This window comes from Nostoc sp. CmiVER01 (genome assembly GCF_034531135.2).
Lineage (GTDB): Bacteria > Cyanobacteriota > Cyanobacteriia > Cyanobacteriales > Nostocaceae > Nostoc.
The window spans coordinates 13,900-34,713 of record NZ_JAVRBU020000003.1; the positions used below are offsets into that span (position 1 = coordinate 13,900).

The following is a 20,814-nucleotide window of genomic DNA, read 5'->3' on the forward strand; positions in this document are numbered from 1 at the left end:
TGCGTCCAAAAAGCCTACTTTCAAAGTCCCTAATCTCTTTATTTAAAATTAACAGGAAACCAATGATTAAATCAGAAAAAAACTTTTGCTTTTGTACTTTAGCTCTAGGCAAAAAATATAGCGCTCTTGCTTCCTTGCTAGCAAAAGATATAGAAATATATTCCCCTAACACTTCCTTTATTATTTTAACCGATCATCCTGAAGAATTTAGTAACCATTCTCAAGTTTTAGTCTTTAAGCATGAACAACAGGGTGTTAAGTGTTACCACGATAAAAGATTTGCGATCGCAAAAGCTCTGTCACTTTTTAATTCGTGTATATTCATTGACTCAGATATGCGAATCTTAGCACCAGTGCCAGAAGATATGGAATGGCTACTAACACCAGGAATTAGCGCTAGAGCTTGTATGGATATGCCAAAAAAATTTACTAAAGTTCTTGCAGGAACTGCTAGTAGTAAATTTGTGAAAGAATTTACAGTTGTTAAAAATGCAACAAAAGTTCTTAATGTAGAAACAAATTGGAAAGATATTAGTTTTGTTCACGAGTACTTATTCTCAGTCACTAAAGATGCAGGTAAAGAAATTGAATTTTTGCAACAATGGGATATGCTTGCTAATTACTTTGAACTAAATGGAATTTATGAAGGTGAAGGGAGTGCAATAGGTTTAGCTGCTTATAAAGCTGGACTGGCAGTTAGATGGAGTGAGATGGAAGGCATATCATTTTTCAATAATAAAATTGAGTTAGTAAAAATTAGCAAGGGTCAATCAAATAGGGAAGAAATTTCTCAGTATTTTGAAGCTCACAAAAATATTTTATACCCTAAACGCTCTTTCATGAGCAAAGCTATAGATAAACTTGGAAACGCATTTATGCATTTTTACAGAAAAATGCGGTTCAAAATTGTTCGCTCTTCTTTGTTAAACTGATATTTGAACACTGTTATCCAAGTTTAAAAATCAGGTTTTTAGGCAAAAAATCTAGGTTCTTGGCTTCGCAATTGCAAGAAACTCAATTTTCTTTTAAAACTACCTTTGAGAGCATCCCATTAACGCGATCGCTATCATATCGCCTAGCATGAAAAATGCGAGTTCCGTAAAATAACAGTTTCTTATAGATTTAGATCAGAACTTCAAAGGGAACTTACCCTACGGAACGCTACGCGAAGGTTTTAGCCACTAATTCCAGTCATTGGGTTTGTGGTACAAGATTTGAGAAAAAGTTTTCTGTCAAAATTGTTAAATCAAGTGTTAAATGCTATTTTCTAGTGTGATTGTGTGGAGTATTGAAACAGATGGTTTCATTTATAACTCGGACACCGGGCATTCCGGGGGATTCTGCTTCTGAAATTGACGGATTGGGGAAAGGGATTGAGAGCAGTTTTGAACTAAATTTAATCTCATTACCAGCAAATCCCTTATTTGGCACAGATGGGATTCGGGGACGAGTAGGAGAATTACTGAGTGCGCCTCTAGCATTGCAAGTTGGTTTTTGGACAGGGATTGTTTTACGTAACTATGCTACTCAAGTAGGGCCAGTCATTCTCGGACAAGATTCTAGAAATTCCAGCGATATGCTGGCAATGGCTTTGAGTGCAGGGTTAACAGCAGCAGGGCTAGAGGTTTGGTATTTGGGATTATGCCCCACTCCTTGCATTGCTTATCTCACCAGCATCAGTGATGCCATTGGCGGGGTGATGATTTCTGCGAGCCACAATCCGCCAGAAGACAATGGTATTAAAATTTTTAGTGCCGATGGTGGGAAGTTACCCCAAATATTGCAGGCAGAAATTGAAGCCGGACTGCGTGGCAAAATATCACCTATTGCTATCAGTAATTGCGGACGGCATTACTCCCGTTTCGAGTTAGTGGGGCATTATAGCGAGGCGTTGAAAAAACCCTTGAATCATGCCACAAAGCTTCAGGGGATGAAGATTGTTTTAGACTTGGCGTGGGGAGCAGCAGTCGGGTTAGCACCAGCAGTATTTACAGAAATGGGAGCAGAGATAATCTGCTTGCATAACGAAGCAGATGGCGATCGCATTAATGTTAACTGCGGTTCTACGCATCTGGATATTCTTGCAGCCACAGTAAAAGAACACAACGCCGACATCGGCTTTGCCTTTGATGGTGATGCTGATCGCGTCTTAGCAGTAGACAATACTGGCAGGCAAGTTAACGGCGATTACATTCTCTACCTATGGGGACGCCACTTAGAACAAAACCAACAACTGCCAGACAACCTGATTGTATCTACAGTCATGGCCAACTTAGGCTTTGAGAAAGCTTGGCAAAAAATTGGTGGTAACTTAATTCGTACCGCAGTCGGCGACCAATATGTACAAGCCGAAATGTTGCGGACTGGGGGAATGCTGGGCGGCGAACAATCAGGTCATATTCTTTGCCGTCATTATGCCGTAACTGGGGATGGCTTGTTAACAGCATTACATATAGCAGCTTTGGTGAAAGAGGCGGGTGTTCCCTTTAGCGAATTAGTAGATCAAAGCTTCCAAACCTATCCGCAATTGTTGCGAAACGTGCGAGTTGTCGATCGCGATCGCCGTTTAGGATGGCAAGATTGTCAACCTGTGCAAGAAGCGATCGCTCTTGCTGAAGCTGCAATGGGTGATTCTGGCAGAATTCTGGTTCGCGCCTCTGGTACAGAACCAGTAATCAGGGTTATGGTAGAAGCTGCCAATGCTGAACTTACCAACTACTGGACAAATGAATTAGTTTCAAAAGTTGAACAACATTTGATGGACTAAATTAGCTATTATCTCAGCTTTTAACAAGCGCCAATTTTACGTCACAGCTTCTACTAATGACCAAGGCTGGTTAATTTGTAGAAGCTGTGACATTTGTATCAATACAGTTCAGTTAAGCATTTCTTTCTTCTCTCTGCGTCCTTGGCGTCCTTGGCGGTTCGTTAAAAAAATTGAGTTTGACAAAGAGTTTTAGCGTTAACTGAACCGTATTGACATTTGTATCTGTATTGTTAGCTCGTGACCGACTTATTACTTGTCAACAAAACTTATCGCGTCAAGATAATCAGTTCTGGCGTCACTCTGAACGTGTTATTATTTATTTCGAGATTCTTAGCTATATGTTCTAAGATAATATTATGCTTATTTTTGTTATCCCACTCAAAAGTGCAAAAGTTTCCAATTCCTGGGAACGTGTTACACAATTATTTGAAAGATGCATTAAATCAATTTGCAGTCAAACTTCACCAAATTTTCACGTTATTGTTGTTTGTCACGAAAAACCAAAAATAGAATTCACTCATTCTCACATCACATATATTACAGTTGATTTTCCTCCTCCTAACGAAACTAACCCTGTAGCTAAAGGAGATACAGATAAAGGGCGTAAAATATTAAAAGGATTAGTTTATGCTCGTCAATTTTCCCCTACTCACACTATGACAGTTGATGCTGATGATTGTGTTAGTAAAAATTTAGCAAAATTTATTCAACAATATCCAGATTCTAATGGATGGTTTATAAATAAAGGTTATAAATATCAAGAAGGCAGTAATTACATATATATTAAAAGAAACAATTTTTATAAAATGTGCGGTAGTTGTAATATTATCCGATATGATTTGAATGATTTGCCTGAAACCGCAGAATATAATCGTGGCTATGGATACTACAGATATTATATCGACCACGCTAAAGTCAGAGATATTTTAAATAATAGAGCAAAACCTATTAAATCATTGCCATTCCCAGGTGCAGTTTATATATTGGATACAGGAGAAAATCTTTTTGATAATTCAAAAAGATTAAAATTTAGCATTTTTAATCGCAAATTATTAAATCAATCAGTTATAGATGAATTCGGATTGTATGAATTACAGCAATCCAGAGAAGTTTGTCAACTATAATATATTTCCCTGAGGCTGATAGGCTAAAGCACCATTATGCCGAAAATAAAATCAAAATCCCGACCATCTAAAAACTCGAAAAAGCAGGCTAAAAAGGAAACTTCTACCCTTAACCTCAAAGAACAGTTAGCTCAAAAACGCAAAGCAGCCCAAGCACGTAAAGAACTCACTAGCTTACTCACCACCGCCACCTTTGGCGGTGTCTTCATTGGCATTGTGCTTTTTTTCGTAGGTGGAATTAAGGCAGCAATCCCTGGTGTTTTAGGGATAATCATCATATCCCTTTCTTACAAATACCCGCGTCAAGCGTTATATACCTTCATTATTTACGTACCTATTGGGGGTACTATCACCTATTACTTGGGCAATAGTCCCATACTCCAATTAGCTAAAGATGCCTTTTATATTCCAGCCCTAATTGGACTTTGGCAGACTTGCCGTAAACAGGGGCTACCCCTAATTATTCCCCAAGGCATTAAAATTCCACTTTATATTGTTTTAGGTTGTAGTCTGCTAACACTATTATTTATTAATGGTGGACAGCAGTTTAACCCGCCTAGTGTCGGATTATTGGAAAAAGCACCCCAAGAAATACCATTAGGTATGGGCATTCTGGGACTGAAAGTATTTTTAGGCTATGTCCCCTTGATTGGTTGTGCTTATTATCTAATTCGTGATAAACGAGATTTTCTATTTTTATCACGCCTCCAGATTGCCCTCATACTAATATGCTGCGTGCTGGGATTTATTCAATACCTATTACTACTAACTGGTGTATGTCAAGGCACTAGAGGTCTTGAAGGAAATGCCTTATTTGTCACATCACTAGAAGCCCGATGTTATTTTGGTGGAGCGCTCTTATATAGTCCTGAAGAAGGAGTCATTCGCCTACCGGGGACATTTGTAGCTCCTTGGCAGTGGGCATGGTTCTTAATTTCTAGCACCTTTTTTACCTTTGCTACCGGTTTCACCGATCCCTCCCCAATATGGCGGCTGGTCGGTTTGGGTTCTTTAGTGACAGTCTTTATCAATGCTGTAATTTCTGGACAGAGAATCGCCTTAGCTTTAGTACCAATCTGCTTCGGAATTTTGCTATTGCTCACTGGTCAAATTGGCAACCTGAAACGATTTATCCCCATAGGGATAGGACTTGCTCTAGTTCTGGGAATAGCAATGGTGACTAACCCTGCTGTCGTCCAAGAGAGAACCGAGAGTTTTACAGGTCGATGGGAGGCTTCACCACCTCAAGATTTTATCGTTCAACAGTTTCAAGAAAATTGGAAAAACGTAGACGGGCCATTAGGAAGTGGTTTAGGTCGAGCAACTAACTCTGCCCGCGTAATGGGTGAAACTAAGCTAGTGGAAACCTACTATCCCAAAGTACTTTTTGAAGTGGGAATTATTGGAGTGCTAGCTTTTTTAGGTTTGGTAACAAGTTTAACAATTATTGGCTTTAAAACCTATCGCTCCATAAAGAACCGTAATTTCCGCAGTTACGGAGCAGCTTTGTGGGTGTTTATATTGTTTATTAGCTACAACACCTACTACTATCCTCTGGATGTTGACCCGGTTGCTGTCTATTATTGGTTTTTTGCGGGAGTTCTTTTTAAATTACCAGAACTAGAGAAACAAGATATAGAAGATGCTAATCCTGAGCAAAAGAATAAGAAAAAACGTCTAAAAACAATTTAAATTAAAGAAAAATGGCAAAAGTTATCATAGTAGGTCAAAAACACCTCAGCATTCCAAACTCACCTCGAAATTCTCGGCATATACTCATTCGTCCTAAGCCTTTCCCCACAGGCAGATATCCTATAGAAAAAATTTGGTATCCTTTAAGCAGCTTTTTTCCCTGGCAACCTATATGGGGAAGATACCAAGCTATTCATTGTTTCAACAAAATTTTATATACAAATAAACCTTGGTTTGTTACCTTTGAGGATCATCGTTTTTTATATAGAAATCCTCAAAACCAAGGTGAAGCTGCAATTTATGAATTGTTAAATAATCGATTAGCATTAGAAAATTGCCAAAAACTTATAGCTATCTCAGATTATGCCAAATTGAGATTAATTAAGCGGATGGAATGTTGGAAAATAAAAGAAACAATAAGTAAGAAGTTGGAGGTAATCCATCCAAGCTTTCCAGTAAGGGTTAACGAATCAAAACTTTATCAACAACAGCAAAATCTCCAGCTTATATTTATAGGAAATCACATTGCCCGCAAAGGTGGGATTGTTGCTTTAAGACTTGCTAAAAAAGCTGAAAAGTTAGGTTTACCTATTACTATACATATAATTTCCGATCTGGGGCGTGGTTCAGGAGTCCCAACAGATTTTCCCGATGAAACCAAATATGTAGAGGATTTAAAGTTATTGGATTTAAAGAATGTTGTCTTTCATAAAAATCTCCCTAATGACAAAGTTCTTGAGTTATTATCACAAAGTCATTTTCAATTAATGGCGACATTACATGATACTTACGGCTATAGTATCATCGAAGGTTTTTCGGTTGCAACTCCTGCAATTACAACAAATGTATGTGCTTTACCAGAATTTATTCGTCATGGCGAAAATGGCTATGTTTTAAATTTACCAATTAATGAAAATAGGCACTGGAGTAATTGGCTGTATGAAGAAAAAACTAAAACTAATGAATATTGGGAAATTTTAAACAGCACTTATGATTATTTGGCAGAACAAGCATTGCAACAAATTACCCAATTTCTTGATAGAAGTGATAAACGAGAACATTACGAATTTTTAAGTGCCGGAGCGTTAGCTCAAGCGCAAATTGTACATAACTCTGAAAAGCAAAATGAGTTATTTGATGAGCTTTATACAGCAGCAGCAAGAGGATAAAGAGTTAAAGCTAACTTTTAAGCAGTACTTCGGCTATTGACTGACTTGAAATTAAGGCAATAATAGCTTAATGAAAGCTAAATTTTATAAGGTTATTATCAAAGTAGAAAAATCACTTAATAAAAATTATGGATAATTGGCCATTAATTACTGTGGTTATCCCTACCTATGGTAGAGAGGAAGCCCTACGGGATAGCATTGTAGATGTTTTGAAACAAGACTATCCAAATTTTGAAGTTTTAGTGGTAGACCAAACCGCAAAACACCAGCCAGAAATTCAAGCCTATCTAGAAGAGATGGCGGGGGCAGGTAAAATTAAGTGGTTGCGCTTAGATTGGGCAAGTTTGCCAGGAGCGCGAAATTATGCTGTGCGGCGGTCATCTGGTGAAATAATATTATTTATTGATGATGATGTTCAGCTAACCCCAAAATTGTTAACAGCCCATGCGAAAAATTATTTACAAAATCCAGAAGTGGGGGCTGTAGCCGGACGGGTATTTGACAGAATGAAATTGGGTGATTCTGGAGGAGATTTAGAGATTGAATATCTGCCTCCCCAAGCTATGGACCCAGGAATTGCTTGGTATCATATTGATTTGGTACATACCATCAAACCCCAGCAAGTACTGACAGCTAGGGGTTGTAATATGTCATTTCGCCGCGAAATTTTTACTAAGTACGGACTGAGGTTTGATGAGAGGTTTCGCGGTAGTGCTGTGCGTGAAGAGTCAGATTTTTGTTTACGGGTGCGACAGACGGGGTATAAAATTTGGTACGACCCAGAGGCCCATTTGGTGCATTTAGGCGAAGAAACAGGGGGTTGTCATGATATTAGTATGCGATCGCTCAAATATCAACTCACCTTTTATCACAACCATTTCCTACTTGGGCTGAAAAACCTCACTGCTACTCAAGCTTTACGCTTATACGCCCGTTTATTTGACTGTCACGTTCTGGGACGCCCACCTTGTCACAAAAGCGGTTCGCCCATAAAAATTGCCACTCGCGCTATTTTTTACACTTTAGGTTTTTTCAAAGCCTTGGGTACTGTCATTGCATCACTATGGAACGATGGTCAAATTTACAGCCGATTGGATGAACAAGTTTAGTTGTTGGGCATGGAGCATTGGGTATTAGTTATTAAAAAAAATGACAAATGACAATTAATAAATATCAATGAAAATCTTAGTTGCTAGTCACACTTATATTGTAGACCTCAACTGTGAAAAACTACGTGCTTTATCTCAACTAAAACCGGGAATTGAAGTAATAGTTGTAGTCCCAAAGCGTTGGAAACCAGGTGGTGTACAAAACAGAATTATTGAAACTGAATATCGTGATGAAGGCAAATTTAGAATAGTTCCAGTTTCTAATTTTAGTCAAAATCATCAGGGACTCCTTACCTTTGGTGCTGATTTAATACCTTTGTTAAAAGAATTTCGGCCGCAAATCATCCAAGTTGAACAAGGTTCTAGAGCCTTGGCTTATACTCAAATGATTGCCTTAAATCAACTATTAGGACTCAAGGCAAAAAATGTATTTTTTACCTGGTGGAATTTACCATATAATTTGAAATTACCAGTTGCTTTATTAGAAAAATATAACCTTAATCACAGCCACGGCATTATTTCTGGGAATCAGGATGGAGCAGAAGTTTTGCAGCAACGGGGATATAAAGGGGCAATTAAAGTCATGCCGCAACTGGGTGTAGATGAAAGTTTATTTACTCCCAAAGCTCAACCAGAGTTAGCAACTAAGTTGGATATCAAAAAAGAAGATTTTATTGTAGGTTTTGTTGGGCGATTTGTGCAAGAAAAAGGTTTGTTAACGCTTTTGCAAGCTTTAATCGCTTTGAAAAATAAACCTTGGAAATTACTTCTACTGGGACGAGGAGAGTTGCAAAGTGAATTAATGAAAATTGCGGCAGAAAATAATATTGCAGAACGATTAATTTTGGTAGAAAGTGTTCCCCATGACGAAGTTGCAAACTATATTAATTTAATGAGTACTTTAATATTGCCTTCAGAAACAACTTACAAGTTTAAAACTTTAACTTCTGTTGGCTGGAAAGAACAATTTGGTCATGTACTAATTGAGGCGATGGCTTGCAAAGTACCTGTAATTGGTTCTGATTCTGGTGAAATTCCCTATGTAATTGGCGATGCTGGTTTAGTATTTCCTGAAGGTGATGTTCAAGTCCTTGCAAATTGCTTAGTTCAATTAATGGATAAACCGGGTTTTGCTCACACTCTCGGTGAAATGGGTTATCAAAAAGCAATGATTAAATATACAAACAAAGCTTTGGCTAAACAGCAATTAGAGTTTTATCAAGAATTGCTTAAGAGTCATTAGTCATTAGTCATTGGTCATTAGTGAGTAACAAAAAAATGACAAAAAATGAAAATATTACAAATTGTTCCCTCAATTTCTTTGATTTACGGTGGGCCTAGTCAAATGGTACTAGGATTAGCTCCAGCTTTAGTAAAAGAGGGAGTGGAAGTTACAATTGTCACAACTAATAGTAATGGTGATAATGGTCAAATACCTCTGGATGTTCCTTTAAATCGCCCAATTAAACAAGATGGTTATGAAATAATTTACTTTCGTTGCGCCCCATTTCGTCGTTACAAATTTTCTCTAGATTTATTAAACTGGCTAAAACGTTATGCTCACGAGTTTGATATAGCACATATTCATGCTCTATTTTCTCCTATAAGTAGTGCTGCTGCTATTGTGTGTCGTCAGCAAAAGCTACCTTATATTTTCCGTCCTTTAGGTACTCTCGACCCAGCTGATTTACAGAAGAAAAAACAATTAAAACAGCTTTATGTCGCAATTATAGAACGTCAAAATTTAGCTAGTGCCGCAGCAATTCATTTTACTAGCGAACAAGAAGCTAAAATATCAGAAAGATTTGGAGTATCTACGCCAGATTTGGTGATTCCGTTGGGTGTGATTCCGCCTCAATCACCCGTTAAAAATGTATATAGTCAGTTAGAAATATCAGAGGATGTGCCTTTAGTATTGTTTATGTCACGAATTGATCCGAAAAAAGGGTTAAATTTGTTGATTCCGGCGCTAGAGAAGCTGTTAGCGGTTGGTTATAAGTTTCATTTTGTCTTAGCTGGGACAAATCCTCAAGATCCAGATTATGAAAAAAAGATAATATCTCAAATTCAAAATTCACCACTACGATCGCACACTACAATTACTGGCTTTGTCACTGGTGAACTTAAAGTTAGTTTACTACAAGCTGCTGATTTATTTGTCTTACCTTCCTACTACGAGAATTTTGGAATTGCTGTAGCTGAAGCGATGGTTGCAGGTGTACCCGTAGTCATTTCTGACCAAGTACATATTTGTCAGCAGATACATGATAGTGAGTCGGGTTGGGTAGGTGCAACAGATGTGCAAGCACTATTAGAGTTACTGCAAGAAGCTTTGCAAAATCCCGCAGAACGCCAACGACGCGGATTAAACGCCCAAAAATATGCATTAGAAAATTTTAGCTGGGATGCGATCGCAAAGCAAACAATCCAAGCCTACCAAAAAATTCTGGACAATAAACTAATTTAACCCAACGCAGATAAAAGCAGTTTTTGCCAAATAGGTGCTAGAACCGCTTTCACAACGATATCCGCAATCACAAAACCAATCCCAATCAACATATAAGTTTTCGGAAAGGGAGACTTTGGAACTTCGCCTCTGATACGAGTTATTAGATTTAATCCTAATGCAGCTAAAGCCACCCCAGTGGCAATAAACCCGATTATCCGCAAAATTGACCACGGATACCACCCTAAAATAGCTGCTAGCCAAGGTTTAGCACTAATTTTTACCAATTCTGCAACATAAAAATTCATGTAGTTCAGCATCCAAGTGCCAAATATTAATGCCATGCTACTTAAGGTGACAACGCAGAGAATACAAAAAATTCCGTAGTGCAATAAATGGTTTGGTAAAAATAAACGCAGTGAACCTTCCATGCCTTCTCCCGTGCGAATCCAGTGCAACATCTCTGTAGTATATGACTGTCCACGGTGGATAACTTTTGCTGCTGTTTCTGGCGCGAGGGCTGTTGCTACAATTACAGCAATACTCTGCAAAACTCCCCACAATAACATCCACCAAAAAGCACTTTTATATTGTTGACGACGTACTTGTAAAAATAAAATGGGATAGGGGACAGCAGCCCCTAAAATTGGCATCAACCAGGGAACTCCAAAAGCAAAACTTGCAGTTGTGCTAAGGATAACACCAATAACCAAAAAGATTACTATCATCATAAGTAATTTAAAATTCAAAAATAATAAACATATTTGTAGTCTTTCTTTTCATTAATTGCTTATGACAATTCAATTCGCAACAACTGAGAAACTTCTTATAATATTGCATCTATGCTAAGAAATTTTCTCGTAATTCTGCAATAATGTGGAAATGTTGCAACTCAATAACATTAAATATGCAATGGTTTGTAGTTGGCTATCACCCTGATATTTGCAATCCTCTACGTAAAGAAAAACCTGTAGGAAAAACATATTAATTAAAAGCATATATATGTACCTTAGTCAATAGTTTGTATCTCCCTCTTGTCCATGATCTGAGAGTGTTGAAAACTTAAAATTTTGTTTCAAACTGCTAAAGTCCGATTGGGAAATAGGGGTTTTATGTCATGATGGCATACTAGAATATATATGCCTTTCAACTACAGGGAATCTCACATGGCTCTCCGTCTAGGTGACACAGTACCCAACTTTACGCAAGCCTCAACACACGGCGACATCGATTTTTACCAATGGGCAGGTGACAGCTGGGTTGTGCTGTTCTCTCACCCTGCTGATTTTACACCTGTTTGTACAACAGAACTCGGCACAGTTGCCAAGCTAAAACCAGAATTTGACAAGCGCAATGTCAAAGCGATCGCACTCAGCGTTGATGACGTAGAATCTCACAAAGGCTGGGTGGGAGACATTGAAGAAACTCAAAGCACCACTCTTAACTACCCAATTTTGGCAGATGCGGATCGCAAGGTTTCCGATCTGTACGACATGATCCACCCCAATGCTAATGCGGCTGTGACCGTGCGATCGGTTTTCGTGATTGACCCCAATAAAAAACTCCGCCTGAGTTTCACCTATCCTCCCAGCACGGGACGTAACTTTGATGAACTTTTGCGGGTGATTGATTCTCTGCAATTGACTGATAATTACAGCGTGGCGACACCAGCTGACTGGAAAGATGGAGAGGATGTTGTAATTGTCCCCTCACTCAAAGATCCAGAAGTACTCAAAGAAAAATTCCCCAAAGGTTACGAGGAAATCAAACCCTATCTGCGGATGACTCCTCAGCCTAACAAGTAAATCTGAGAATGATTTCTGATAAAAAGCAAAGGCGCAAAGATATAACTTTGCGTCTTTGTTTCTTTGCGTGAGAATATAGTTAGTCGGCTAGGTATCCGAACCTGGAGGAAATCCCTATGTTCTCATCCCCTTTGGTTTTACAAATTCCATCATCAATGCAAATGACAGACGAACAATTTTTTGAGTTCTGTCAGGTGAATCGTGACTTACGCATTGAGCGAAATAAATTCGGAGAATTGGTAATTATGCCTCCTACTGGTTCAGAGACAGGAAACCGAGAAGTTAATATCTCAGGACAGCTATGGGTTTGGTCGGAACAAGATGGTACAGGTATAACTTTTAGCTCTAGTACCGGATTTAAGTTATCAACAGGTGCAGAACGCTCTCCAGATGCTTCCTGGATTAAACTAGAACGGTGGAATTCTTTATCTTCAGAACAACAGCGAAAGTTTGCTCCTATTTGTCCAGATTTTGTAGTCGAACTCAAATCTCCCAGCGACAACCTTCAGACTTTGAAGGAAAAAATGGAAGAATATATGAACGAGCCAGGAATACAGTTAGGCTGGTTGATTGACCGTAAGCAGCATAAAGTTTATATTTATCGTCCTGGATTGCCAGAGGAATGTTTAGATAATCCTGCTAGTGTAAGCGGCGAGTCGGTATTGCCTGGGTTTATTTTGAATATGAGTAAAGTTTGGTAAGAAAATTTTATTTAAATTTAGATTTAGGCTAGCGACGATACAGCAATTTAAATTGGGAAATTGGTGTGAAACTTTACATATCGATTCATGTAATTTCTTTTATCTCCCCTAACTTTAACTCCATCCATGAGGACATAGGCAAGGTCTAACTCATCATGAAATATTTGCCTAGATAGCTTATCTTTTTTTAACTAATAATTAGGATGGGCAATGCCCACCCTATTTATTTTTTGTGAGACTATAGCGGACGATAGACGCGATAGTTGATTTCAGGGAAGATATTATCCATTAACTCGACTTTTTCTAGCCAACCACTGTCAACTTTGCCGACTTTAACATCTTCGTAAAGCTTATTAAACCGCATTAAGTGCGATCGCGTCCGTCTAACTGCATAGGGTACCATTGTTCCCGTCCGCATAATAAATGCCCAGTCGGAAGATTGTGCTAATAACAATTCTCTCGCTGCTTGGTTGAGCGCTCTCCACTGCAATTCATCTTCTGGTTCCAAATGCGATATTTCAATCATCCGTTCAGCAGCTTTGTGCAAATGCGGATAAACCCACGCGTTCGTTTCATTCAACCAATATTCGTGGAAACCCTTGAAACCCCAACTCGACTGCGAAGGACGACAAACTTGCTGAGTTGGCTGATCTCGCAAATAGTCTGCTAAATGGGTCATTTGATATGTCTTTTGGTCATACCACGACTTACGGAATAGATAATCGATGAACCAGGGGCCTTCATACCACCAATGTCCAAATAACTCTGCGTCATAAGGCGAAACGATAATTGGCGGGCGCTGCATCATACCATAGAGATGCTCAGATTGCTGCTCTCGGTTATACATAAAGTTAGCAGCGTGTTCTGCGGCCTTTTCTCTAGCCCAATAAGGATCATAAAGCGCTTTATCTGAAAGCCCTAAACCACGCCCAGTAATTTTGTGATACTTAATACCCGTATTTTTTCTCTGGCCATTGGGCATGATATAGGGCTTGATATACTCATATTCTGCTTCCCAGCCCAAATCTTTGTAAAATTCTCGATATTCCGCCGCCCCAGGATAGCCCACTTCAGAAGACCATACCTGTTGGGAAGATTCATGATCTCGACCAAAGACAGCAACACCAGTTTCTGTATAAATTGGAGCATAAGTGCCAAAGCGCGGACGCGGACGGGCGTAAAGGATGCCATGCCCATCAGTGAGGAAGTAGCGTAACCCAGCATCGGCTAGCATTCGCTCTAAACCCTCATAGTAGGCGCATTCCGGCAACCAAATGCCTCTGGGTGGTTGTCCAAAAGTTTGCTCGTAATGTTCGCAAGCTACCTGAATTTGCGCCCACACCGCTTCTGGATACATTTTCATCAACGGCAAATAGCCGTGAGTAGCGCCGCAAGTGATGATTTCTAGGTTGTTACTATCTTGGAACTGCTTAAAAGCTGTCACCAAGTCACCTTGATTGCGTTCCCATAGCTGACGCGCTTCTTTAAACTCTGTAATGTAATGTTCAGCTAAATAACGAAGATGTCCGTTATTGACATTATGTTCTGCTTCTAGTTCTATAAGTTCTTCTAGTTGGGTCAAGTGTGCGTCATAGCGTTCTTGCAGCAGAGGGTCACGAAGCATCGACACTAGAGGTGGTGTCATACTCATCGTGATTTTAAAGTCGATACCGTCTCGCTTTAAGCCTTCAAATACTTTCAATAATGGAATGTAGGTTTCTGTGATGGCTTCATAGAGCCATTCTTCCTCCAGCACGTAGTCACTTTCAGGGTGACGAACGAAGGGCAGATGTGCGTGAAGTACAAGCGCGACGTAGCCGATAGCCATAGTGATTTTGGGGTGATACTTGTAAGTTGAAGGTCGAGAGGTTTGGCTGAAATTAACAATATTTTAAGACTTTATGGGGATAGTGAAGATACGAGTATCAACTTTTCACATAAAAGGAACGCTTAGGCTGCTGCTTCGTGTTAACTATTCATCTGTAACCAAATTATTAATCCTAATCTCTAGTACCTACTAGATGTACATGACCTAAAGTGGTGACAAGTATATTTTCCAACTTTTTAGGTGCATGGTGTAAAAGTAGCGAAATTGGAATATATCTGCTAATTACTATTTTCATGTTCAGCAATATATTGGTATCCAGCTTCACTAATTTCCCATCCGCGTCGGGAATCACTTTTTACAAGTCCTTCTTTCATCAATTTGTAACGAATCCATTTTGTTCTTTTTTGCCAACGAGGTTATACAACAGTATAAATACCTGCTATATTTTTATACTTATGCTCTAGATAATCTGTTCCCCAATCTGGAGTACTGAGTTGAATTATTTCTCCAGTACAAGGAATTCTACTCACTTTAAAAACTAATGCACCCGAACTCTTTTGTGTCAGTTTCCTAAATAAATTTTTCAACTTGTAGATTTGGCCCTTTTATCTCTATGTTGATCAAGTTTATTTCGTGATGTGTATGATTACCCCTACTATTTTTTGATTGGCGATCGGCAGAATTATCCAAAAAAACGCTCAACTCGAACGCCGAAACTTGGTAACAGAGGCGATCTAATTTCGTCATTAGCCAGCAAGGTTGCAATCAGTTTTAATTGGGCTGCTTCTCGGCGATAAACTTCTAACTGCTGTAATTGCCAATTTGCAATCCAATATTCTTGCACCTCTAAGCGAAGCTATGCCGTTGGCGTTCGCGCAGCATGTCGCAGACAAGCCTCTTGAAGAGAAGCTTTAGGCTGTGCTATCGAGCGTCATAGCCCGTCGTAGACATCGCATTCCTTATTCTTCATCCCGGTATAACTGCTGCAAGTCCTGTAACTGAGTCTTGCGGGAAATTCGGCGATATTTTTTACTTTCTAGCTTGGGTTCGTATTGACTCTGCCCTTTGCCTTTGCTTTTTAACTTCATCGTAGATTCAGGATCAGCTTGTTGGTGCAGCTGAGTTTGACGAGCGATCGCATCATCCAAAAATTCTAAATAATGTTCATATCGCTCCCAGTCTCCCCGCACCGCACACTCAGGCTCGTCTCGATGCAGACAATCGCTAAACCGACAGCTAGCAACTGCTAACCGCTTTCTTGCTTCTGGAAAATAATGAATTAATTCTTCTGGGATACAATCCATGTCCGGCTGATTAAAACCAGGAGTGTCTGCAAGCATTCCACCGCTAGGCAACTCAAATAACTCTATATGGCGAGTCGTATGACGACCACGAGCTAGTTTGCCAGAAACTTCCCCTACTCGCAACTTGGCATCAATCAGCGTATTAATCAGGCTGGATTTGCCAACACCGGAAGGCCCAGCAATTACAGTAATTTTATTACTCAAATATTTAGCTGCTTGGTCAGTATTTATACCATCTTTGACGCTGATAAATATTGGTTCATAGCCCCAACCAAGGAAGCGATCGCTAACTTGCTGCTGTTCTTGTGGTGAAATTAAATCACTTTTATTCAAACATAAAAGTACATCCAAACCAGTAGACTCAGCCTTAATCAGAAACCGACTCAGTTGATAAGGTTCCAAAGGTGGATCAGCAACAGCAAATACCAATAGGATTTGATTGACATTAGCGATCGCTGGACGATCCAATTCACTTTGGCGGGGTAAAACATCAGCGATCGCACCCCGCTCTCCAGCCCAATCTGGCTCTTCTACCACCACGCGATCGCCTACCATCACCTGTTGACCGATTTTTTTCAGTCGTGTTCGGCGAGTACAGAGGAGGAGAAAATGAGGGGGATTGGGAAGAGGAGGATCTTGCTCCCTCATCTCCCTGATCTCCCCATTCTCTTGATCCAGCTGTACTCGGTAAAAATTAGCCTGTACAGCCACCACCGTACCCAATAACTGTCCAGTTGCAGAAAAATTTTCCCCTGTCATTGGCTAGTAACTGGACGGCGTACTAACAGAGAAAAATAACTAGTGCAGTTTGTAATTTGTTCCACCTGATAACCTGCCATTGTCAGACTATCGGGAACCTGCTCAATCGGCTCACCAGGGTCTAGCCAGACTTCTAGTAAACCTCCCAATGGCATTTTCTCTAGACGTAGTTTTGTCCGCACAAAATTAATTGGGCAAGGAGTGCCGCGTAAATCAAGTTGAGCATCAGGAGTTAAAAGAGAAGAGGGCTTCATTACTTAAATAAATTTCCCAAGAATCCTTCTAGACCGCCTTTACCAGTGCGATCTCCCTTAATTTTAGCCAGCTTCTCCAATAATTCCCTCTCCTCAGGAGTAACCTTGGTGGGAATATCAATTAATACTGTCAGCATGTGATCCCCTCGACTAACGGGATTACCCAAACGGGGTACGCCGCGATTTTCCAACTTCATCACTGTATTGGGCTGCGTTCCAGCCGGAATGATCAGTTCCACAGGCCCATCTACCGTATCTACCTCTAACCGACAACCTAAAATCGCTTGCAGGTAGCTAAGTTTGATTTCCGAGAGAATATTAATGCCATCCCGTTGGAATTCCTCGTCCTCATTTACGAACAAGTAAACGTACAAGTCTCCAGGAGGGCCACTGCGTTGGCCGGCATCTCCTTCACTAGAGATTCGCAAGCGTGTGCCATTATCCACACCAGCCGGAATGGTAATTTTGAGTTTCTTTGTGACTTGATTTGCGCCCTTACCATCACAGGCATCACATTTATCTTCAATTACCATCCCTGTCCCATTACAGGTGGGACAAGTCGAAACTTGGGTAAAACTGCCAAAAGGTGTTCTAGTGACACGGCGGACTTGACCCGATCCGGTACAAGTAGAACAAGTCCGGGGGCGGGTTCCAGGTTTAGCACCAGAACCGCTACAAACTTCACAATTTTCTAAATGGGAAATGCGAATTTCTTTTTCCCCGCCAAATACCGCTTCCCGAAAGTCTAACTTCAGGTCTAGCCGCAGGTCATCACCCCTAGCAGGCCCACTGCGCCGTCTTTGTTGCGTGGGATTACCCATACCGCCAGCAAAGCCACTAAAAATGCTTTCAAAGATATCGGCAAAACCACCCATATCGCCGACATCTTGGAAACCTGAGCCAGCACCTGATACACCCTCGGGGCCAAAGCGATCATAACGAGCGCGAGTTTCTGGCTCTGAGAGTACCTCATAAGCGCGGTTAATTTCTTTAAAGCGATCCTCCGCCCCCGGTTCTTTGTTCACATCTGGGTGATACTTCCGGGCTAAACGGCGATAGGCTTGTTTAATTTCTTCTTTGTCGGTGTCACGAGAGACACCCAGGATTTCATAATAGTCGCGGGCCATATAGCAAAGGTAAAAGTTAGAAGGAAGAAAGCAGAAGGCAGTAGAACGTCACGGTCACTTGCTACCCTACCGAAAAGTGTTTTGCCTATAGATGAGGCAACACAGTATCTTTAAGAAAGCGGCTTGCCGGAGGTTAGGCAGAAGATAAAATTAATTTTTGTTAATAACTGATTTTACCCTTTACCTTTTACAAAAATCACCGACAAATCTTGAGCAACAGGTGCTTTCCTCGTGGGAGACGACAAAAGCGATAGAAGTTAGCAGCAGGGGAAGCCTATGCTCAGACTTCTCGCTGCCGAGTCGGCTGTCTCTTTTACAATTGTGCTACGTAGGAGAGGAAAACCTCGCCCATCAACCAGAGGGGCTAGCCGCACCATTAGGTGTGGAAAACCACCCAGATGCAATGGAAGTGCATCTGAACTTGCACACTACCTAGCCCACAGTAATTTGCTTCTACAATCTAACAAACTGCTGGGGTCTTGTGAAACTTCGCTAAATTTATAATCTAAATATATAGATATATTAAAGTGCCTTAATAAAAATCTGCAACTTAGGATACTGGGGATTGGGCATTGGGCATTGGAAATTGGGAAAAGACTTACTGTAACTTGTCTTCTGCTCCCTCATCTCCCTCATTTCCCCCTGCTCCCTTGCTTCTTCCCCATTCCCCATTCCCCATTCCCCAATCCTAATCTATCGCCTCATAATCAACGTGAGCAGTACTTTCTTCGTCAAAATCAAAGTTGAATTGTGGTATTAATGTGCCATTCATTGGTGAGTCTACTTCTGAGGTAGAAAGATTAGCTGAAGCCTCTTCAATCTCATCACTTTGGCTGTTAGCTCGATTGTAAACATCAGCACCAATTGCAAATAGAGTTTGTTGGAATTCGTCTAAGCGTTGCTTAAATTCCACAGTGGAGATGGTGGAATCAATCATGGCAGCTTGGAGTTGTGCAACTTTTTCACTGGCCAAGGTTTTCATTTGCTCACCGATAAAGCTGCTATTATCCTTGATGGTGGATTCGTAACTGAACAAAAGATTATCTGCTTGGTTTTTGAGTTCAACCAATTCTTTACGTCTTCTATCTTCGTCGGAAAACAGTTCGGCCTCTTGGCGCATCCGTTCGACTTCGTTGGTACTTAAACCACCTGTATTGGTAATCCTGATACTTTGTTCTCTACCTGTACCTTTGTCTTGAGCAGAAACCTTCAAGATGCCGTTGACATCGATTTCAAAGGATACTTCAATTTGCGGCACACCACGGGGCGATGGGGGAATTCCTGCTAGGAGAAACTTGCCGAGACTCTTGTTATCTCGTGACATTGCCCGTTCACCTTGGAGGATGTGAATTTCTACCGAGGTTTGCCCATCAACTGCTGTGGAAAAAATTTGTGACTTACTGGTGGGAATTGTGGTATTGCGTTCAATAATTTTGGTAAACACTTCACCCAAGGTTTCAATTCCCAAGGACAGAGGAGTGACATCCAATAGTAAAAGATTATCGACTTCGCCACCCAACACCCCTGCTTGGATAGCTGCTCCCAATGCTACAGCTTCGTCAGGGTTGATGGAGCGATCGGGAGCTTTGCCATTGAAAAACTTAATTAGCGCGTTTTGGACTGCGGGAATACGGGTAGAACCACCTACCAAAATAATCCGATCTATATTTTGTGGTTTGAGATCCGCATCTTTGAGCGCTTGGATCATTGGTTCAATGGTGGCTTCAATTAAATTAAGTGCCAGTTCTTCAAATTTAGAGCGGCTAAGTTCCATCTCCAGATGCTTTGGCCCGGTGTCATCAGCTGTGATAAACGGCAAGTTGATGGAAGTATTCACCATGCTAGAGAGTTCAATTTTTGCCTTTTCTGCTGCTTCCCGCAGGCGTTGCAGTGCCATTTTATCTTGGGAAAGGTCGATTTTCTCTTGTTGCTGGAAGCGTTCCATCATCCAAAGGACGATCGCATTATCAAAGTCGTCTCCACCCAGTTGATTATTACCGCTAGTCGCCTTAACTTCAAAAACGCCATCCCCAAGTTGCAGGATCGATACGTCGAAGGTTCCGCCGCCTAAGTCAAATACTAAAATTAGCTGCTCTTGGTCTTGCTTGTCCAATCCGAAAGCTAAAGCCGCAGCTGTTGGTTCATTAATAATTCGCAGGACTTCTAATCCTGCAATAGTGCCAGCATCTTTAGTTGCTTGTCTTTGGGCATCTGTAAAATATGCTGGTACGGTAATCACTGCCTGAGTAACTTCCTCACCCAAGAAGCTTTCTGCATCCTGCTTAAGCTTTTGCAGGATCATGGCGGACAATTCTTGTGGTGTGTAGTTTTTTGAGCGAATATGGACATCAACGGTATCGTCTCGACCTTTGACACAGTTGTAAGGGACGCGATCGCGTTCTGTTTCAGTGTCGTCCCAACGCCGCCCGATAAATCGTTTTATACTGTAAATTGTGTTTTCGGCATTGGTTACGGCTTGGCGCTTTGCCAATTGACCAACCAAGCGATCGCCACTCTTCCCAAATCCCACAATACTTGGAGTAGTTCGTCCACCTTCAGAATTGGAGATCACCAGTGGTTGACCGCCTTCTAAAACTGCGACGCAACTGTTAGTAGTGCCTAAGTCGATCCCAATAACTTTTCCCATAATTATCAGTATTTTTACCGAGTTTACTGCTGTAATTTATCGCGGACTAAACTTTTTTGCTCCGAATCAAGGCTAGCGGATA

General features: G+C 40.6%; 18 protein-coding genes and 1 pseudogene. 11 read left to right on the forward strand and 8 right to left on the reverse strand.

The genetic code is table 11. The features are described from left to right. The first annotated feature begins 62 nt into the window (after positions 1 to 62). The 8 genes from RMZ43_RS05005 to hpsP all read left to right on the forward strand — a co-directional run bounded on the left by RMZ43_RS05005 (position 63) and on the right by hpsP (position 10,328). The gene (locus RMZ43_RS05005; protein ID WP_322655035.1) at positions 63 to 932 is read left to right on the forward strand and encodes a hypothetical protein; all 870 of its coding nucleotides are present in this window, start codon (positions 63 to 65) and stop codon (positions 930 to 932) included. Between the two features lie 365 nt (positions 933 to 1,297). Further along, complete coding sequence (glmM, locus tag RMZ43_RS05010; RefSeq protein ID WP_322655036.1) at positions 1,298 to 2,767, forward strand: phosphoglucosamine mutase; 1,470 nt, start codon at positions 1,298 to 1,300, stop codon at positions 2,765 to 2,767. A gap of 356 nt (positions 2,768 to 3,123) precedes the next feature. After that, entirely contained in the window at positions 3,124 to 3,891 is a 768-nt protein-coding gene (locus tag RMZ43_RS05015; protein WP_322646396.1) for a glycosyltransferase family 2 protein, read from the forward strand. A gap of 36 nt (positions 3,892 to 3,927) precedes the next feature. Next, positions 3,928 to 5,583: a hormogonium polysaccharide biosynthesis protein HpsL gene (hpsL, locus tag RMZ43_RS05020; RefSeq protein WP_322646395.1), complete on the forward strand. Its 1,656-nt coding sequence runs from the start codon at positions 3,928 to 3,930 to the stop codon at positions 5,581 to 5,583. An 11-nt stretch (positions 5,584 to 5,594) separates the two neighbouring features. Next, positions 5,595 to 6,752 carry a glycosyltransferase family 4 protein gene (locus RMZ43_RS05025; RefSeq protein WP_322655037.1) on the forward strand — a complete coding sequence of 386 codons (1,158 nt, stop codon included), beginning with the start codon at positions 5,595 to 5,597 and terminating at the stop codon, positions 6,750 to 6,752. A 128-nt stretch (positions 6,753 to 6,880) separates the two neighbouring features. Then, positions 6,881 to 7,861 carry a hormogonium polysaccharide biosynthesis glycosyltransferase HpsN gene (gene hpsN, locus RMZ43_RS05030; protein WP_322655038.1) on the forward strand — a complete coding sequence of 327 codons (981 nt, stop codon included), beginning with the start codon at positions 6,881 to 6,883 and terminating at the stop codon, positions 7,859 to 7,861. A gap of 67 nt (positions 7,862 to 7,928) precedes the next feature. Continuing rightward, a complete protein-coding gene (gene hpsO / locus RMZ43_RS05035) occupies positions 7,929 to 9,104 on the forward strand; it encodes a hormogonium polysaccharide biosynthesis glycosyltransferase HpsO (protein WP_322655039.1) in 1,176 nt (391 codons plus the stop codon). Positions 9,105 to 9,149: 45 nt separating this feature from the next. Next, positions 9,150 to 10,328: a hormogonium polysaccharide biosynthesis glycosyltransferase HpsP gene (gene hpsP / locus RMZ43_RS05040; RefSeq protein ID WP_322655040.1), complete on the forward strand. Its 1,179-nt coding sequence runs from the start codon at positions 9,150 to 9,152 to the stop codon at positions 10,326 to 10,328. Here the strand turns inward: hpsP and RMZ43_RS05045 are convergent. Next, complete coding sequence (locus RMZ43_RS05045) at positions 10,325 to 11,038, reverse strand: hypothetical protein (protein WP_322655041.1); 714 nt, start codon at positions 11,036 to 11,038, stop codon at positions 10,325 to 10,327. The two genes, hpsP and RMZ43_RS05045, sit on opposite strands and share 4 nt — an antisense overlap. 435 nt (positions 11,039 to 11,473) lie before the next feature. On the opposite strand from RMZ43_RS05045, the gene RMZ43_RS05050 reads away from it, so the two are divergent. Both RMZ43_RS05050 and RMZ43_RS05055 read left to right on the forward strand, forming a co-directional pair. Next, positions 11,474 to 12,112, forward strand: a complete 639-nt coding sequence (locus RMZ43_RS05050; RefSeq protein WP_174709474.1) for a peroxiredoxin — start codon at positions 11,474 to 11,476, stop codon at positions 12,110 to 12,112. Between the two features lie 116 nt (positions 12,113 to 12,228). Further along, a complete protein-coding gene (locus RMZ43_RS05055; RefSeq protein WP_322646389.1) occupies positions 12,229 to 12,813 on the forward strand; it encodes a Uma2 family endonuclease in 585 nt (194 codons plus the stop codon). A gap of 238 nt (positions 12,814 to 13,051) precedes the next feature. Here the strand turns inward: RMZ43_RS05055 and RMZ43_RS05060 are convergent, their stop codons facing one another. The 6 genes and pseudogenes from RMZ43_RS05060 to dnaJ form a co-directional block, all read right to left on the reverse strand. Next, entirely contained in the window at positions 13,052 to 14,641 is a 1,590-nt protein-coding gene (locus RMZ43_RS05060) for a glycoside hydrolase family 57 protein (protein WP_322655042.1), read from the reverse strand. Between the two features lie 278 nt (positions 14,642 to 14,919). Next, positions 14,920 to 15,042: pseudogene (locus RMZ43_RS05065) on the reverse strand (hypothetical protein); the annotation flags it as partial. A 281-nt stretch (positions 15,043 to 15,323) separates the two neighbouring features. Beyond that, a complete protein-coding gene (locus RMZ43_RS05070) occupies positions 15,324 to 15,485 on the reverse strand; it encodes a Uma2 family endonuclease (RefSeq protein WP_416212033.1) in 162 nt (53 codons plus the stop codon). Positions 15,486 to 15,600: 115 nt separating this feature from the next. Next, complete coding sequence (gene rsgA, locus RMZ43_RS05075; RefSeq protein ID WP_322655043.1) at positions 15,601 to 16,704, reverse strand: small ribosomal subunit biogenesis GTPase RsgA; 1,104 nt, start codon at positions 16,702 to 16,704, stop codon at positions 15,601 to 15,603. Further along, complete coding sequence (locus RMZ43_RS05080) at positions 16,701 to 16,958, reverse strand: sulfurtransferase TusA family protein (protein WP_322655044.1); 258 nt, start codon at positions 16,956 to 16,958, stop codon at positions 16,701 to 16,703. The genes rsgA and RMZ43_RS05080 overlap by 4 nt, the downstream gene beginning before the upstream one ends. After that, on the reverse strand, positions 16,958 to 18,085 hold the full coding sequence (dnaJ, locus tag RMZ43_RS05085; protein WP_100900137.1) for a molecular chaperone DnaJ: 1,128 nt from the start codon (positions 18,083 to 18,085) through the stop codon (positions 16,958 to 16,960). The genes RMZ43_RS05080 and dnaJ overlap by 1 nt, the downstream gene beginning before the upstream one ends. A gap of 157 nt (positions 18,086 to 18,242) precedes the next feature. Between dnaJ and RMZ43_RS05090 the strand changes: the two genes are divergently transcribed. After that, entirely contained in the window at positions 18,243 to 18,521 is a 279-nt protein-coding gene (locus RMZ43_RS05090; RefSeq protein ID WP_322655045.1) for a hypothetical protein, read from the forward strand. Between the two features lie 252 nt (positions 18,522 to 18,773). Here the strand turns inward: RMZ43_RS05090 and dnaK are convergent, their stop codons facing one another. Beyond that, on the reverse strand, positions 18,774 to 20,732 hold the full coding sequence (dnaK, locus tag RMZ43_RS05095) for a molecular chaperone DnaK (RefSeq protein ID WP_322655046.1): 1,959 nt from the start codon (positions 20,730 to 20,732) through the stop codon (positions 18,774 to 18,776). Positions 20,733 to 20,814: the final 82 nt, after the last annotated feature.

What these genes read in the sequence shown, in the direction of transcription:
- dnaJ (WP_100900137.1), bottom strand. Translation starts at nt 18,085, where the DNA reads ATGGCCCGCGACTATTATGAAATCCTGGGTGTCTCTCGTGACACCGAC.
- hpsL (WP_322646395.1), top strand. Translation starts at nt 3,928, where the DNA reads ATGCCGAAAATAAAATCAAAATCCCGACCATCTAAAAACTCGAAAAAG.
- hpsO (WP_322655039.1), top strand. Translation starts at nt 7,929, where the DNA reads ATGAAAATCTTAGTTGCTAGTCACACTTATATTGTAGACCTCAACTGT.
- RMZ43_RS05050 (WP_174709474.1), top strand. Translation starts at nt 11,474, where the DNA reads ATGGCTCTCCGTCTAGGTGACACAGTACCCAACTTTACGCAAGCCTCA.
- hpsN (WP_322655038.1), top strand. Translation starts at nt 6,881, where the DNA reads ATGGATAATTGGCCATTAATTACTGTGGTTATCCCTACCTATGGTAGA.
- RMZ43_RS05080 (WP_322655044.1), bottom strand. Translation starts at nt 16,958, where the DNA reads ATGAAGCCCTCTTCTCTTTTAACTCCTGATGCTCAACTTGATTTACGC.
- glmM (WP_322655036.1), top strand. Translation starts at nt 1,298, where the DNA reads ATGGTTTCATTTATAACTCGGACACCGGGCATTCCGGGGGATTCTGCT.
- rsgA (WP_322655043.1), bottom strand. Translation starts at nt 16,704, where the DNA reads ATGACAGGGGAAAATTTTTCTGCAACTGGACAGTTATTGGGTACGGTG.
- RMZ43_RS05015 (WP_322646396.1), top strand. Translation starts at nt 3,124, where the DNA reads ATGCTTATTTTTGTTATCCCACTCAAAAGTGCAAAAGTTTCCAATTCC.
- RMZ43_RS05045 (WP_322655041.1), bottom strand. Translation starts at nt 11,038, where the DNA reads ATGATGATAGTAATCTTTTTGGTTATTGGTGTTATCCTTAGCACAACT.
- dnaK (WP_322655046.1), bottom strand. Translation starts at nt 20,732, where the DNA reads ATGGGAAAAGTTATTGGGATCGACTTAGGCACTACTAACAGTTGCGTC.
- hpsP (WP_322655040.1), top strand. Translation starts at nt 9,150, where the DNA reads ATGAAAATATTACAAATTGTTCCCTCAATTTCTTTGATTTACGGTGGG.
- RMZ43_RS05025 (WP_322655037.1), top strand. Translation starts at nt 5,595, where the DNA reads ATGGCAAAAGTTATCATAGTAGGTCAAAAACACCTCAGCATTCCAAAC.
- RMZ43_RS05060 (WP_322655042.1), bottom strand. Translation starts at nt 14,641, where the DNA reads ATGGCTATCGGCTACGTCGCGCTTGTACTTCACGCACATCTGCCCTTC.
- RMZ43_RS05005 (WP_322655035.1), top strand. Translation starts at nt 63, where the DNA reads ATGATTAAATCAGAAAAAAACTTTTGCTTTTGTACTTTAGCTCTAGGC.
- RMZ43_RS05055 (WP_322646389.1), top strand. Translation starts at nt 12,229, where the DNA reads ATGTTCTCATCCCCTTTGGTTTTACAAATTCCATCATCAATGCAAATG.